Source organism: Mucilaginibacter rubeus, from assembly GCF_003286415.2.
In the GTDB taxonomy this organism is placed as follows: domain Bacteria; phylum Bacteroidota; class Bacteroidia; order Sphingobacteriales; family Sphingobacteriaceae; genus Mucilaginibacter; species Mucilaginibacter rubeus_A.
In genome coordinates, this window is record NZ_CP043450.1 from 3073719 (window position 1) to 3090972 (window position 17254).

Genomic DNA, 17254 nt, shown 5'->3' on the forward strand with positions numbered 1-17254 from the left:
TTTTTAGACGAAGACATCCTATGATCGCTAATACATTTATAAAAAGACCTGTAACAGCTATCGTAATATCTATAGTATTGATCATTACCGGTACCGTGAGCATCCTCATGTTACCGATAGACCAGTATCCCGATATTACGCCGCCTGTTGTACAGGTTAACGGGCAATTTACCGGTGCCGACGCGCAAACGGTTGAACAAACCGTAGCCACTCCCATAGAAGAGCAGGTGAACGGAACGCCCGGCATGGAATACATGCAGAGCAACAATACAAACAACGGACAAATGAGCATGAACGTAACCTTTAAAATGGGTACCGACATTGACGTTGCCGCTCTTGATGTTCAAAACAGGGTTAGTATTGCTACGCCGCTATTGCCTGCCGTGGTGAGCAGACTTGGCCTCACTGTACGAGCCGTAAATCCAAGTATGCTCATGATGGTGGCTATTTACGCCCCAAAAGGCACACATAACATCACGTTTTTAGATAACTACACCAACATATTTATCCAGGACGCACTTCTGCGTGTACCGGGCGTGGGTAGTATTAACCGCTTTACGGATGACTTCAGTATGAGGATCTGGATGAACCCGGATAAAATGGCGGCTTACAGCTTAACCCCTCAAGACGTTATTACAGCCCTCAACGCCCAAAACGTGCAGGTAGCAGCGGGAACCGCGGGCGTGCCGCCACAAGCATCCAGTCAAACCTATGAGCTGGGCATCCTGGTAAACGGCAGGCTCAGCAAGGTATCGGAGTTTGAAAAGATCATTGTAAAAACCATACCGGCAACCGGTCAACTGGTTTACCTTAAAGATGTAGCCAGGGTTGAACTGGGTAAATTTACCTTCTCCAGCAATTCGTTTGTAGACGGGCACAAAGCTTCCTACCTTCAAATTTACCAGGCCCCTGGTAGTAATGCGCTTGAAACAGCTAACGGAGTATACGCCGCCCTTGCTAAATTAAAAACCAATTTCCCCTCGGATGTTGAATATCGGGTACCGTTTGAATCGGTTACCGTGGTAAAAGTTTCGATGGAAGATGTGGTAGGCACCTTACTGAAAACATTAGGATTGGTAGCTGTGGTGGTATTCCTGTTCCTTCAAAATTGGAGATCGACATTGATCCCGGTCCTCGCTATCCCGGTTTCTATCTTCGGTACGTTTTGTTTTTTTATACCGCTCGGCTTTACCATCAATACGCTCACCATGTTTGGCTTCGTACTGGCTATTGGTATTGTGGTAGATGACGCCATTATTGTGGTTGAAGCGGTGCAACATTATATTGATCATGACGGCATGTCGGCCAAGGAGGCTACCTATCAGGCCATGAAGGATATTTCGGCGCCGGTTATAGCCATCGCGTTGATATTGGCGGCAGTATTTGTACCGGTTGGCTTTATCCCCGGTATTGTGGGCCGCTTATACCAACAGTTTGCCATCACTATAGCCATTTCGGTTATGATATCGGCATTTATCGCCCTATCACTAACCCCTGCCTTGTGTACCCTACTGCTAAAACCAACCCATATTGATGGCGAAGCAAAAGGCATCAATAAGTTTTTCTTCAAGTTTAACAGCTGGTTTGAGCGGGTAACCGCCAGCTATACCGAAGGGGTACGAAAAAGTATCAAGGCATCGCGCTTTGTGATCATCATCCTGATCTGTATCTGCGTTGGCACCTATTTCCTCTTCCAGGGCAAACCATCGGGCTTTATCCCCTCAGAAGACGATGGCAATTTGTACGTAACTTATCAGCTACCACCTGCCTCATCTACCGCAAGATCGGTCGAGGTAATGTCTAAACTGATGAAGGTTATCGGCTCCACGCCCGGTGTGGCGCATTATGCGGCATTATCCGGATTGAACGTAGTAACCAATGCCAGCAACTCTAATAACGGTACCATTTATTGCCAGCTTGCCCCATGGGATGAACGCGGTAAAGAAACCGAACAGGTACCGGGCATCATCGGCGAATTGCAAAAAAGAATTTCGGACGCCGGGATAAAGGATGCCAATGTGGAGGTGATCCAACCATCGCCACTGCCGGGCATTGGTACAACCGTAGGTTTCAGTCTGCAGATAGAACAACGCAGCACTACCGATAATTTGCAGGCCTTTCAAAAAGTGGTTGACAATTTTGTGACCGAGGCTAACAAAAATCCGGTTATATCCAAAGCGTTCACCTTCTATACTTCGCACACACCTAACTATAGCTTAACGGTAGACAGGGAAAAATGCGAAAAGTTAGGTGTTAACGTGGCCGATGTATTCACCACCATCCAGGCATATATGGGTAGCCTCTATATCAATGACTTCACTACCTATAACCGCACCTTCCACGTAGTGGTGCAGGCCGATACGGCGTTCCGCAAAGTGGTAGCCAATATGGATAAGTATTACGTGCGTAACCAGGGTGGCGAAATGGTACCATTAGGTACGCTCATGAGCTATAAACCGGTTGACGCGCCACCGCTTATCTCCCACTTCAATATCTTCCGTACCGCGGAGGTTGACGGTTCCGCGGCAGAAGGCCATAGCAGTGGCGAGGCTATCCAGGCCATGCAGGAACTGGCTAAACGCGTTTTACCTGAAGGTTATGATTATGAATTTTCGGGATTGAGTTACGAGGAGATCAAGGCGGGTTCAACTACCATTTACATCTTCCTGTTTTCTATCACCTTCGTGTTCCTGTTCCTGGCAGCGCTGTATGAAAGTTGGTCGGTACCCTTTTCAGTACTCTTAGCTGTGCCTATTGGCGCCATGGGAGCTATCCTTGCTTTGGTACTGGTACCCAGTTTAACCAATAACGTATACGCTCAAATAGGATTGATCACGCTCATCGGGCTTGCGGCCAAAAACGCCATCCTGATTGTAGAGTTTGCCAAGGTTAGGGTTGATATGGGCGAAGAGCTCATTAAATCTACACTGGAAGCAGTGAGCCTGCGTTTGCGGCCAATCATCATGACCTCCCTCGCTTTTGTGTTAGGCGTATTGCCGCTTGTATTGGCAACCGGCGCGGGCGCTGTGGCCCGCCGCACAATTGGTTATACGGTTTTAGGCGGTATGATTGCGGCATCAACACTGGCAATTTTTATAGTGCCTGTATTGTTTGTGCTCATTACCCGCTTCTCTTATGGCAAAGAAAAACTGGAATATCTCCAAGCCCACAAAGAAGACCTGAAAGAAAAAGCTAAAAAAGTAGAGGCTCAGAGTATCGACCCCGAGTTGGAATATGAGATTGAAAAATCCCGTGCATTACATAAAGCTAATTAAGGATGATTTCAAATACATTTATAAAAAGGCCCGTAACCGCCATAGTGATATCGCTGGTGCTGATGATTGCCGGGGTGATATGCCTGTTTAACCTCGCGGTTGATCAGTACCCCAACATATCGCCGCCAAGTGTATCGGTTAACGGGTCGTACACCGGTGCCGATGCCCAAACGGTGGAGCAAAATATAGCCACCCCTATTGAGGAACAGGTAAACGGTACCCCTGGCATGGAATACATGACCAGCACCAGTACTAACAGCGGTAGTATGGGCATCAGGGTGACTTTTAAAATAGGCACTAACGTACATATCGCAGCACTTAACGTTCAAAACCGTGTAGGTATTGCCGCTCCCCTGTTACCATCGGTAGTAAGTAAATTGGGGTTAACGGTACGTGCCAGTAATCCCGATCAGTTAATGCTGGTGGCTATTTACTCGCCGAAGCATAGCCATAATATTACCTTCCTGGACAACTACACGAGCACCTTTATACAGGATGCCATACTGCGTGTACCGGGCGTTGGCGACGTAAGCGCCCGTACCGATAACTTCAGTATGAGGATCTGGATGAACCCGGATAAGATGGCATCCTACGGCTTAACCCCTGCCGAAATAACCGCGGCCTTAAATGCTCAAAACGTGTACGTAGCAGCGGGTTCCGTTGGTGCACCTCCGCAGGATGCCTCTCAAACCTTTGAAACAGGCATTTTGGTTAACGGCATGCTCAATAAGGTGAAGGACTATGAAAACATAGTAGTGAAAAGCATTCCCGGTACCAGTCAGTTGGTACACCTCAAAGATGTGGCAAGGGTTGAGCTGGGCAAGTTTACTTTTTCCAGCAATGCTTTTGTCGATGGCAACCGGGCTTCTACCATCCAGATCTATCAATCACCGGGAAGTAACGCCCTGCAAACTGCCGAAAACGTTTATGCCGCTTTAGCCAAATTAAAAAAATCGTTCCCTAAGGATGTTGATTTTGTGGTGCCTTTTGAATCGGTTACCATTATCAAGGTATCGATGGATGAAGTAGTGGGTACACTTATTAAAGCGCTCATTCTCGTAGCTATTGTGGTATTCCTTTTCCTCCAAAACTGGCGGTCGACAATCATCCCTATTTTGGCTATTCCGGTATCGATACTGGCAACCTTTATCTTCTTCATTCCTTTAGGCTTTACCATAAACACGCTAACCATGTTTGGTTTTGTATTGGCTATCGGTATTGTGGTAGACGATGCCATTATTGTGGTGGAAGCCGTGCAGCATTACATTGATGAAAAGCATATGTCGCCCAAAGAGGCTACCTATCATGCCATGAAGGAGATTTCGGCACCGGTAGTCGCTATCGCACTTATCTTGGCCTCGGTGTTTGTGCCGGTAGGCTTTATCCCCGGTATCGTCGGACGATTATACCAGCAGTTTGCTATTACTATTGCCATATCGGTAATGCTTTCCGCATTCATCGCTTTATCCTTAACCCCTGCCCTTTGTACTTTACTGCTAAAACCCACCAAGCCGGTAACGGACAAATCAAACTGGCTCGACAGGTTTTTTAGGAGCTTTAACCAGATGTTTGAAAAGCTAACTTTCAAATACACCAACGGTGTACACCGCAGCATTAAGGGGGCAAGGTACATTGTCGTATTGTTGGTTTGTATCTGTGCGGGAACTTACCTATTGTTCAAAGTAAAACCATCGGGATTTGTTCCGGCCGAGGATGGTGGACGGCTTTATGTTACCTATCAATTGCCCGAGGCTTCATCAACCATCCAATCGGTTAATGTGATGAACAAGCTGATGAAAATTGTGGCTTCAACACCGGGCATTATGCATTACACGGCTATATCTGGCTTCAATATTCTTAACGGTGGTGCAAACTCCAACAATGGTTCCATGTTTTGCATGCTTACGCCGTGGGATGACCGTACCACCCCGGATACACGTGTACCCGGGCTAATGGATGTCATTAAAAAGAAGATAGCCAAAGCTGGGATCAAAAACGCGAACGTAGTTGTTGCGCAGCCGCCACCCATCAGGGGTATTGGCCAGGCGGCCGGTTTTAGCATGCAGATTGAGCAGGGTAACTCCACCGATGATATTTACACCTTTGAAAAAGTGGTTAAAAAGTTTGTAGCCGCGGCAAAAGCTACCCCGGCAACGGCAGGTGCATACAGCTACTTCTCTGCACATACCCCAAGTTATCAATTAAATGTAGACAGGGAAAAATGCGAAAAGCTGGGCATCAACATCTCAGACGTTTTCTCGACTATGCAGGCTTACATGGGCAGTTTGTTTGTCAACAACTTTACCTTGTATAACCGTACCTATCACGTGGTTGTGCAGGCAGATACTGCCTATCGTGCGCTGATATCCAACATGAATAAATATTATGTGCGAAACTCTGCGGGGCAGATGCTTCCGTTAAGTGCAGTAATCAGCTATAAACCGATAGTAGCTGCCCCGTTGATCAGCCACTTTAATATTTTCCGCTCGGCGGAGGTTGATGGTTCCATTCCACCGGGATATAGTAGCGGACAGGCCATTGAAGCATTGAAGGAATTAGCCGCTAAAACTCTGCCACGAGGTTATACCTATGAGTTTTCGGGGTTGAGCTATGAGGAGTTAAAGGCGGGATCAACCACGGTTTATATCTTCCTTTTCTCCATTATATTCGTATTTCTGTTTTTGGCTGCTTTGTATGAAAGCTGGTCGGTACCTTTTTCGGTAATGCTGGCGGTGCCGATAAGCGCGTTTGGAGCAATCCTGGCGCTTACCATAGTGCCAACCATCACCAACAACGTGTACGCGCAAATAGGCTTGATCACGCTAATAGGTCTCTCGGCCAAAAATGCAATCCTTATTGTAGAATTTGCCAAGATCAGGGTTGACCGTGGCGAAGAACTCATCAAATCAACCCTTGAAGCTGTAAGGCTCAGGTTGCGGCCCATCATCATGACCTCGCTGGCATTTATCCTTGGCGTACTGCCGTTAGTGCTGGCAACAGGTGCCGGTGCCGAATCGCGCAATACTATCGGCGTAACCGTTTTGGGAGGAATGATAGCGTCGTCCACCATTTCAATATTCATCGTTCCAGTGCTTTTTGTGCTATTCACGCGCTTATCCTACGGGAAAAAACAGCTTGAGTATTTACAGGCCCACCATGAAGAATTGATGGAAAAAGCCAGGAAAGTAGAAGCGCAGAATATCGACCCCGAGCTGGAATATGATATCGCTGAAGCTCATGCCGCGCATAATGAATACAAGGCATCGATTAAAGAAAACAATCAATAGCATTTATGAAAAACACAGAACTGCTATCGCAAAATTTAAGGCTGATTAATCACCTTTATACAAGAAACCTCTCCCGTGAACTGTCATCAATAGATGCAAATCATCATTTTGAGGTGTTGCTGATGTTGGCCAAACAGCAAAAACCAATTACTCAGAATCAATTAGCTGAGTTATTGCACATTGATAAATCACGCGTTGCCCACATCATTTTTTCGATGGAGGAAAGCAAGATAGTTTTGGTAAAAACCAATCCGGCCGACAGGCGGCAACATCTTATTTCGCTATCGCCAAACGCGTTAAAGATTATTCCTTACATCGAACAAAAAGTTATGGAGATCAATGAGCTTGCAAACACCGGCATCAGTGAAGAAAAACTGATAGTTTTTACAGAAGTAGCTGAAGCGATGATGCAAAACCTGACGAAGAACAAAACCGGAAAAAAACCTCCGGAGAGTGATCAATAGCTTTTTCATTCGATAGCGTAACACAATAATAAAGCCGTTCCATGAGGAGGAGCGGCTTTATTATTATCATTAAACTCGATTTTTTAATTATAATTTGAACTGTTGTAGATATGCACCGTCAGGTGCTACCTATTTGTAGAAAAATATTTTTAATATTTTTGCGCCGTAGGTGCTACCCGACGGAAGGGCTTAGTTAGACAAGGTAGCCTCTACGAGGCAAAAGGTTATTATTTTCGTATTCTACAAACAGGTATCCCCTACGGGGAATTAAGACCAAAGGGTATAAATACTTATCATCATTTTCAAGAAAGGCAAACTCATACATCTCTTTTAATCTCCGCAACAACGTTGGTCGTAATTGATCAGGTGCACCTTTAATTTTATATTGAGGCATTAAAGAACGATATTAGAATCGAACCTGAAATCAATATGAACCAATTCATCAATTTCTTCTGGACAATCCTTGGCTTTACAGCGGTGGTGTCCTATTGGGTTTCTGCAGGTTTATCTACCTGGTTCTATTTGTTTTTAATAGTAAGTATCATTCCGGTCATCCTACCTCAAAAAGTAGCTGATCATTTACAGTTAAGCAGCAACACTAAATTTTATGAGCGCTTCGGCATCAGGTTTATCCGCAAGTTTGTTCAGCATGGCGATTTTGCGAACCAACTGGCACGAACAAGCGATCCGCGATATCGTGTTATACGCAACGGCGCCGCCCCGGCAAATTATCTTAAAACCATTATGATGTATGAGCGCTATCATTTTATGTGTCTCATTTTCTTTTTGCTTACCAGTATTATAACCCTTACAAAGGGCTACTATCTTCAATTTCTACTCATCACCATAAGCAACATCTTTTATAACTTCTACCCTATACTACTGCAACAATATAACCGGGTCAGAATATTGAAGATCAACAGAGTCAAATAACCAACATACTATCTTGGGCCTTGCAAAGCATCCACCTTTCCATCTGTCGTACTTACATATACCGTATTTTTGTACGGCAATATCGGGTTCACCAAACAGTTGGATACTTTGTATTTCCACAATACGTTGCCGTTGTTACGATCTACCGCATAAGCGATACCCGAATGGGTAGGCACGTAAACCACGCCGGCATCTTCTACTATAGCCGACGGACAAAGCTCATAGGGCAATTGTAAATTGGCAGTCCAGGCAATTTGCATACTATCGCCTTTAGTCGAGATCCCGAGCAACTGGCCGTCCATGATCTTCACGTAAACTAAAGCGCTGTCTGCCGAAATCCCCATTGATTCCCTTACCCTTTTGCCACGCATTTTTTCGCGCCATAAAACTTTGCCGGTGGCAGCATCTAAGGAAGTCATGTACTGATCGGGCGCTACAATAAACACACGGTTGTTAGCAGCCACCGGGTAGCACGCGGCCGGCGAGAACATGCGGTTTGATGAACCGTTACTCCATTTCCATACCAGTTTGCCAGTGACAACATCAAGCGCGTAAAAATCATTTGCCCAGCAGCCAAAATATATTTTATTCTGGTAAATGAGCGGTTTGGTTACAACAAAGCCCTTTACCTGGTCAAAATCCCACACCAGCCTGCCGGTAACTAAATTAAAAGCCCGGAAATGACCGTCGGATGCGCCAATGTAAACCACGTTATTTTTAATTACCGACGACGCGATAACAGCTTTTTCGGCAGCGCTTTTCCAAACCAATTTACCGGTAGCTGCATTGAGGCAATAAATATATTTATCGGATGAGCCTGCCATCACGTAATTATTGGACACACTTGGGGTTGAATATATTTTACCGCCGGTAGCGTACGCCCAAACGCGTTTTCCGTTGGCTCTGTTGAGGGCGTATATCAGGCCTTTGGTATCCGTAAGGATGATGTTATTGTTGGCGATAGCCATCCCTGCCCCTACGTCACTCTGATCCTGGTAAGTCCACAAAACTTTAACCTTAGTTCCCTTATTAACTTCATATGAAGGGCGATAGTAGTGCGCCGTATCTTTTTCAAAATGATGGTCAAACAGATCGACCGAAGCCCATTGCGGTTTGGTTTCTATACCTGGCTTACGTTCTTCAAAAGTGGCCTTTCCGTTGGCAATGGTTACAATGTTATAGCCGCCAACACTATCCTTAGCCCTAAGGTTTGATCGTCCCATTACGCCGGAAATCCCATCAAAAGTATAACTATGATTATTATGCCCGTGTCCGCATAATATCATCTGGATGTTTTTGGTTTTGAGCTTATTGATTACCGTATACCAGTTATTCTGTGCCGAATCCTGCGGATAATGGTTCAGGTAAATGAGCGGCGTTTGACGAGAGGTACGGTTTAAAACTGAGTCGAGCCATACAATATTTTCCCTTGGCACCTGGCCTGGCCCCATGCGCATGTTGGGGCCAGAGCTGGTACCCGCAAAAAGGTAGCCGCCATAATTAAACGCGAAAGTTTCGGAACCAAAAACACGGCGAAAGGTATTGCTTCCACTTTCGGACCAGTTGGCATCATGATTACCGGGAATGATATACCATTTCTTGTTAAGGCTATCCAGAATTTGTTTAGCCAGTTTAAGTTCGTCATCCGCGCCAAACTCAGTTATATCGCCGGTGATGACTACAAATTTCAAATCAGTGTTGTTATTGATATCCTTTACCGTCCTGCGCAGATCTTCGGCCGCCGTCGGGTTTCCGATATTGACATGCGTATCAGACACCAGGGCAAATTTGAACGACTGCGCCCGGCTAATACCCGCTGCAAACAACAGTGCCAATAAAAGGATAGTTAATTTTTGATATCTCATAGGTCCTGTAATTATACAAAACCCTCCCTGGCAAGCAGGAAGGGTTTGAGTTTAGATTATGTTTATTGCCAACCCGGGTTCTGCTTCAGCTCAACACCCTGATCTTTATAAAGCTTGATCTGATCTAAGGGCAACGGACTTAAATAAACCTTCGGATCATTAAAAATCCTTTGTGTTTCGGACTTGGTAGCCGGAACTACATAGCCCTCGTCGGCGTTGTTTTGGATAGCCACAGATAAGGTTTTAGGATAGTCGGCCCTTTTTATCCAGGCACCTAAGTTAATATCCGGGTTGCCCTGTGTATCAAGATAGGCATACTTTTTCCATTTCTTAAGGTCGTCATTCCTGAAACCTTCCATCATTAACTCGATACGGCGTTCACGGCGTACTTCCCACAGCAACGACGGTACAGCTGGATCACGTTTTGGATCATCATAAACAGCGCCATTCACGGCGGGCTGATCACCAATTACCTGTAAAGCAGGCATACCAATACCGGTACGTTTACGCAATTTATTGATAGACACATCCAGATCGGCTTGAGTTAAAGTACCCAGCTCAGCAGTGGCTTCAGCATAGTTTATCAACACTTCGCCATAACGGATCACCGGGGCCCGGGTATCATTTAAATTGCTGTTACCATCGGTAAGGTCTTTAATATCTTCATTAAAAAACTTCAATACAGCATAGCCCGATGATGAATAGTTAGATACTACCCCGTTTAATCTCACAGTTGGCACAAACGTAGCGCTGATCCTTGGATCCCTATCGGTCATCAAATCACTCACAGTTTTATCGCCGTTATAAAGTGGCGATACACCAATAGGTAAGCCATCTTTACACAGGTAAGCATCTAAAGCGTTTTTTGAAGCGCCTGTTTGCGGCTCATTATTTACATAGCTTTCCAGACTATGCGTTAGTAAACCGGTTTGATATTTTCTGTAAAGGATGATCTCAGGGTTACCTGTCAAATCAAGTGAGTTAAACAATTTACGGTAATCCGGGCCAACTAAGTAGCCTCCTTTAGTGATCACCTCGTTGGCAGCCCATTTTGCCGCTGTAAAATACTCAGTCGCTTTTGCCTGGTTATTGGCCTGGTATTTTTCCCATGCACCTTCAAACAAAAACACACGCGACATGAAGGCCAGTACCACATACCTGTTCACTATCAATCCCTGCGGACCAGTTCCTGCATCGACAGTACGCACATTGGCAGCCGCGTAATTAAAATCGGCCAGTACGCTGTCCATCACCGTGGTACGAGGATCGCGCGGACGATAAAGTTCTTTTGTGTCTGTTTCCAGCAATACTTTACCATACCATGGATAATCGCCAAAAGCTTTCACTTTGTTTGCATACTCCAGTCCGCGGAAAAAACGAGCTACACCAGTCCAGTGCTTAATGGCCTCATCGGGCATTTTAACGGTTTGGATACGGTTAATAAACAAATTAGCCCTACGGATATTTGAGAATGACCATCCGCCACCCGTAGCAGGTACATTTTTGGTAAAAGTAGTAGGCGTTGTAGGAGCAAAATCATCGTTCAAGCTTTCGCCAGAGAAATATCCTCCCCAGCTAAGGTCAAAACCTGAAGCATAGCCAACAAAATAGGTTGGATAAAAACCAAAAGCAAACGTACGCACGTTGCCCTCGCTTGTCCAATAGGTATCATCTGTAAACTGATCAAGCGGCGGTTTGGTTAAAAAATCATCGGCCTTTTTGCATCCTAATGAACCAAGGATCAAGCCTAACATTAAATATTTTATCGTTTTCATAATCTGCTTTCTGAATTTTTAAAATGTTACCTGTAATCCCATTGAATAGGTTTTTCTGTAAGGATAAACACGACCGAAACCGGCGCGGTCATTATCTATCTGGGTTTGTGAAAAGTCGACTTCCGGATCGATTGGGATATTACCCAAATGATCGAAGGTTAGGATGTTTTCACCGCTGAAGAATACGCGTAACCTTTCAATGCCTAAGCGCCTGGTAACGGCTTTATTAAATGAATAACCCAGGTTTAAATTTTTGAGGCGCAGGTAAGCCATATTTAACAAATAGCGGGTTTGAGGCTGATAATCCCACTTATCAACGGCGGCACCATAATCAGTTGGTGTTGGATAGAACGCGTTAGGATTGCTTGGTGTCCAATAATTCATCTGGTACGAATACCATCCCTCAGCTGCCCTGAAACCCGGGAACACCACCGGACCGCTGGCCCATAGCTGGCGTTTACCTACTCCCTGAAAATATACATTCAGGTCAAAACCTTTCCAATCTGCTGATAACCTTAATCCGTATTGATAACGTGGGGTTGAGTTACCGATGATCTTTTTATCGCCATGATCGTCAACTGTATTACTACCGTAATAAATAACACCGTCACCGTTCAGGTCTTTGTATTTAACATCGCCGGGGCCAAAGTAAAATGAGCCGCTTTCAAGCTTACTTTGTGACGGAACGCCCTGCGCGTAGATATAATGCCCGGCAGCATCTTTACCCGAGAAATCATTCTGGGTAAATAACCTGTCAGTTTCAAAGCCCCATATCTCACCCAGTTTCATACCTTTATAATATGATGTATTTAAACCGGCAATTGGCGCGGGCAATGCAAGGGTTGTGTTGGCAAATTTGGTAATTGTTTCCTGCGCATCCGATAGTGTGGCGGTAGCGCTGAAATGGAAGCCGCCACTAAATGTATGATTATAATCGATAGCCAATTCCCAGCCTTTACCCTGCAACTCTCCGTAATTACGGGTTGGAGAAGCAGCGCCGAATGAACTTGGCAGCGTTACACCCGGACCGATCATGTTGCTGGTAGTCCTGTTGTAAACATCAAATGTTAAGCCCAGTTCATCATTTAAAAAGCGGGCATCCAAACCCAGGTCGGCAGTGCGGATAGTTTCCCAGGTTAAACTTGGCGAAAGCGCACTTGGTGTAGTCAATGTCGTTGCATTGCCCGACGGTAATATCCAGCCAGAGTTTTGGGCGGTGAGTAGCGACCTGAAATTATTACTGCCTATCACCTGGCTACCTATTGAACCATATGATGCCCTCACTTTCAGGAATGAAAGAAAACCTTTACTCCAATCCATGTAGTTTTCTTTGCTCAATACGTAGCCTGCCGATGCTGAAGGGAAGAAACCGTATAGCTGATTTACCGGAAAACGCGATGAACCATCTTTTCTTCCGTTAAGTTCGAGCAGGAATTTATCCTTATAAGCATAATTAATACGCCCGAAAAAACCAAGCGTTGAGTAATGCCCATCTGATGACGTGGCAAATTGATCGCCGGTGGCAAGGTTTACCTCTCCAAAGTTAGGATCAAGCAGGTTTCTTCTTTCCGATGATTGGCTTGTATACTGGTTAAGCTCGATATCAGATCCTAAAATTGCTTTAAAAGAATGATCGCCAATGCTTTTGTTATAAGTACCGAATAATTTACCGGTATTAACAGTGTTCCAGTAAGAGTAGTACCGGGCTTTGTTGTACGAGGCGCTTTGATAACCTGTATAGTTTAACGCCGTACCGTTAAACGACCAAAAATCATAAGCGTTGGTATTACCACCTGTTTGATGCAGGTGCTCATTGGTGCCGGTATAGGTATAATCCGCGTCAACAGTAAAGCCTGGTAAAATTTTTAAGGTACCGCCAATCGAAACTCTTGACAGGTTGTTTTTATCGTCATCTCTTTTGGCCTGCTGCACTTCTGTTACAGCGCTCCTGAAAGGCAACCCATTGTAAGTACCGTAAGGATAGTTTGCCGGCCAGCGATAAAGGTAATAGTACGGGCCATATTGACTTGCCGAAAAGATAAACGGCGTTTTAGTGTCCGTACTCGACAAAATTACTTTGGCACGTGCATCAAGCCATTTGGTTGGACTTGCACCTACGCCAAGCGAAAAATTATAACGGTCAAACTGATCGGGGTTTACTTTTAATACACCGGTTTGCCCGAGGTAACCGAGGCCGAGATTGTAATTGATCTTTTCGCTGCCGCCACTGATGCCTACGTTGTGCGACTGTTGCGGAGTCCAATCTTTTAGATACATTTTACCCGCATCCCAGGAGCGATAAAAGTATAATTTACCGCCTATGATATCAAAGTCACGTCCCTGAACCATTTCCGGGCCTAAATTCTGACTGCCATACTGCGTTTCCCAATCACGCATTTTTTGGATGGATGCCTGATCTACAGAGTAACCGATAATGCTATATGACGAGGTGTTAGGGTTAAAACGCTGCAGCGCCGTTAATGAAGCTTGCGAGTTATCTGCCGCCGAAGCCAATTCCAGTTGTTTTGTAGGCGATGACCATGCGAAGTTATTAGAGTATGTGATCCTGTTGGTACCGTTCCGTTTACCAGTCTTGGTAGTAACCAAAATAACACCAAACGCGCCACGGGCACCATAAATTGAAGATGATGCCGCATCTTTTAATACCGATATAGACTCGATATCATCAGGATTAATTAATTGAAGACTTGGGATCTCTACGTTGTCTACCAATATCAGCGGAGCTGCCCCTGCCGCGCCGGTATTTATAGAGCCCACCAGGCCACGCAACCTGATCTTGGGGTCGGTACCCAAATCGCCGGTAGCGGTTGTAATGGTTAAGCCCGGCACAACGCCTTGTAGACCACGGGCCACATCGGTAATAGGGCGTGATTGTAAAACCTTGGTATCTACAGTAGCAACCGCCCCTGTTAAGTTGGCCCGTTTTTGTGTTCCGTAGCCTACCACCACCACCTCATTCAATGATTTGGTATCGGCTCCAAGTTTAACATTGATAGTTGCCCCATCCTTTACGGTTACCTCTTGTGTGGCAAAGCTGATAAAGCTGAATACCAGCACCTGTCCGCCTGAGGCTTGAATGGAGTACGATCCGTTACCATCGGTAATTACCCCGTTGGGGGTTCCCTTAATTTTAATTGAAACTCCCGGAAGCGGTTTTCCGTCGTCCGCTGAAGTTACTTTTCCGGTTATTGTTTTTTGCTGGGCAAAGGCCTGCACGCAAAAAAACAACAGAACCAGAAGCAGGTTAAGTAGCTTTTTTTTCATGAATTGTTTTGTCTTAGTAGTGTTTGATTTGAAAACTTTGGGCTGCGATTTTTATATAGTTTTTGTTAAGTTTCAATATGATCAGGGATAGAGCAGGTATTGCTTGCGCATTTTCTTAAACTGGTTTAGTTTAGGTTCCCAGCTTTTCCTGATCTCGTCTTCGGTTTTACCGGCTATGATCTGTTCTTTCAGATCAGTTGTGCCGGCCAGCTTATCAAAGTTTCCGATCTGTTTACTTTGTTTGAAATCAAAAAAGCGGTCTTTATAAGGATAGGCTTTATACATTTCAATGAGCCAGCTCAGGTTAATTTGCTTGCTTTTAACCATTTTTTGGGTATCGTAATTCCTGAGATCAAGGCCAAAACATTCCTGGTTTTCAAACAGCGGTGTTTCACTCATACCTTTGATGCCTACAGGAGTAAATGAAAACCCGTATTGACCTTTCAAATCGGGATTACCTAAAACCGTGAACGGAAAATAAGTACCCCTGCCCTGACTGATGATTGTACCTTCGAACAGGCACAACGAAGGATATAATAAGATAGATTGCTGGGTATTTAAGTTTGGTGAAGGATGTACCGGAAGCGTATAGGGCATACTATGCTTGTAATTGGCTATCGTAATAATTTTCAAACGGCATTTAACACCATTGGCAAGCCAGCCCTCGCCGTTAATCATTTGGGCATACTCGCCTACCGTCATTCCGTGGGCGATTGGCACCGGGTGAAACCCTATGCCCGATTTCAGTTTCATGTCAAGCACCGGACCATCAACCATGTAACCGTTGGGATTTGGCCTGTCAAGTATCAGCAGTTCCTTATCGTTTTCCGCACAGGCCTCCATAACACGGTGCAAGGTTGCCAGATAAGTATAATACCTGGCACCCACATCCTGCAGGTCATAGATCATCAGGTCAACTTCACTTAAATCTTTTGGACTTGGCTTTCCTGTTTTACCGTATAGCGATACCACCTGGATACCCGTTTTAGGATCAACGCTGTCATCAACCTTTGCGCCGTTGCTGGCATCCCCCCTGAAACCATGCTCGGGGCCAAAGATCTTTACAATATTTACCCCAAGGGCTTTCAGGCTATCAACACTTGCCTTATCACCAATTTGAGATGAAGGGTTAACCACCATCCCTATCCTCTTGCCGCTTAAATAAGGAAGGTACTTTTCAGTTTGATCGGCACCGGTAATGAGCGCTTTTTTTGATGCGGGCGGCGATAAATCCGGTGCATAACGGGGTTGCTGCTGACCTGTTATCCAACTGGTAAGGGTCAACATTAAAGCAAGGATTGCTGTTTTCATGTGGTGGTAGAGTTATATTGTTAGTTCCTTTTAACCAATATTACGTTGGCAACCCTTCGCTGCCCTTTATGATCCCACTTTCCGTTATCAGACGGATAGTTTACAACGCCCTGGGCTTTTGTCCATAATGTTGTTGAACCTCCGCCGTCAAGGTTTACTCCATCCCGGCAGTGCAGCCAGCGAAGTACCTGGCGCAACTCAAACAGGCTCATTCCTGCCGAGTTAGCGTCACGGCCATCAACCGTGATCATCAACACCCTGTTATTATCCGTCACCGCCATTGCTGATCTCGGGTGCCGTGCTACGTTGAAAGTGTTGGAATCCAGCTTTGCCTGCTTATCGTTGTGTAACAACAGCGGCCCTGTCAACATCACATCTTCGCCGTCCAGGTTTTTCTCCCAATCGGTACTGCCATCCCATTCGTCAATGTGCAACGCGCCATTTTTTATTACCAGCGCGGCTTGCTGGTGCCTTGCCCGCGTGTTGTTTTTCTCAAGATGATTTTCATTGATGATTTGTCCGCCAGCCCGTATAAAATCAACCGAGCCACCATTTTTCACATCGAAAAAAGTACCGTTGATAGCTGCGATGGCCATACTGCCAGAACCAAAATCGCTGGTTGTTCTTTTTACTTTTGGTTCAAAAGCGATGCTAAGCCTGTTTTTGATTTTGGGTTTAATCTCCAGAACAGAGATAAATTGATTGGATTTAAAAAGCGTTTTCCCCCTAAACCATGCCTGCCTTAAACGAATGCCGGGAGCCAATCGTTTGGTTTCCCACTCTACTCGTTTAAAGTTTACAGAATCTGTTTGTGCGGATACCTCTCCTGCACACAACACAAATAATAGCACGAATACGACTGATAAACGCATACGATGACAGATAAAGGCTTGGATAGATTACCCGCTTAAATAACGCATAAACACGCATACAAATGAGTAACCGTGTCCAAATATAACTAATAAGTAAAGTTAAAATGCAAGTTTTGTGCGCTATTAAATTAAATAACGCACAAAACCGCATTTCAAACCATCATAAAAGCTACTTTCTCTGTGTATT

9 protein-coding genes are annotated in these 17254 nt (G+C 45.1%); 4 read left to right on the forward strand and 5 right to left on the reverse strand.

From position 1 onward, the window contains the following. Positions 1-20 precede the first annotated feature (20 nt). From DEO27_RS12210 to DEO27_RS12225, 4 genes are all read left to right on the forward strand, one after another. Positions 21-3275 carry an efflux RND transporter permease subunit gene (locus DEO27_RS12210; protein ID WP_112565791.1) on the forward strand — a complete coding sequence of 1085 codons (3255 nt, stop codon included), beginning with the start codon at positions 21-23 and terminating at the stop codon, positions 3273-3275. A 2-nt stretch (positions 3276-3277) separates the two neighbouring features. Next, the gene (locus DEO27_RS12215) at positions 3278-6562 is read left to right on the forward strand and encodes an efflux RND transporter permease subunit (protein WP_112565788.1); all 3285 of its coding nucleotides are present in this window, start codon (positions 3278-3280) and stop codon (positions 6560-6562) included. Between the two features lie 5 nt (positions 6563-6567). Next, on the forward strand, positions 6568-7026 hold the full coding sequence (locus DEO27_RS12220; protein ID WP_112565785.1) for a MarR family winged helix-turn-helix transcriptional regulator: 459 nt from the start codon (positions 6568-6570) through the stop codon (positions 7024-7026). 429 nt (positions 7027-7455) lie between these two features. Then, positions 7456-7959, forward strand: a complete 504-nt coding sequence (locus DEO27_RS12225) for a hypothetical protein (protein ID WP_112565782.1) — start codon at positions 7456-7458, stop codon at positions 7957-7959. A gap of 8 nt (positions 7960-7967) precedes the next feature. On the opposite strand, the gene DEO27_RS12230 is transcribed toward DEO27_RS12225, so the two are convergent. The 5 genes from DEO27_RS12230 to DEO27_RS12250 all read right to left on the reverse strand — a co-directional run bounded on the left by DEO27_RS12230 (position 7968) and on the right by DEO27_RS12250 (position 17067). Then, complete coding sequence (locus DEO27_RS12230; protein WP_112565779.1) at positions 7968-9824, reverse strand: PQQ-binding-like beta-propeller repeat protein; 1857 nt, start codon at positions 9822-9824, stop codon at positions 7968-7970. Between the two features lie 62 nt (positions 9825-9886). After that, positions 9887-11599 (reverse strand): RagB/SusD family nutrient uptake outer membrane protein, encoded by a 1713-nt coding sequence (locus DEO27_RS12235; RefSeq protein WP_112565776.1) that lies wholly within the window; start codon positions 11597-11599, stop codon positions 9887-9889. 18 nt (positions 11600-11617) lie between these two features. Continuing rightward, positions 11618-14884: a SusC/RagA family TonB-linked outer membrane protein gene (locus DEO27_RS12240; protein ID WP_112565773.1), complete on the reverse strand. Its 3267-nt coding sequence runs from the start codon at positions 14882-14884 to the stop codon at positions 11618-11620. 81 nt (positions 14885-14965) lie between these two features. Continuing rightward, positions 14966-16195: an exo-beta-N-acetylmuramidase NamZ domain-containing protein gene (locus DEO27_RS12245; RefSeq protein WP_112565770.1), complete on the reverse strand. Its 1230-nt coding sequence runs from the start codon at positions 16193-16195 to the stop codon at positions 14966-14968. A 20-nt stretch (positions 16196-16215) separates the two neighbouring features. Then, positions 16216-17067, reverse strand: coding sequence for a phosphodiester glycosidase family protein (locus DEO27_RS12250; RefSeq protein ID WP_112565767.1), 852 nt, complete (start codon positions 17065-17067; stop codon positions 16216-16218). Positions 17068-17254: the final 187 nt, after the last annotated feature.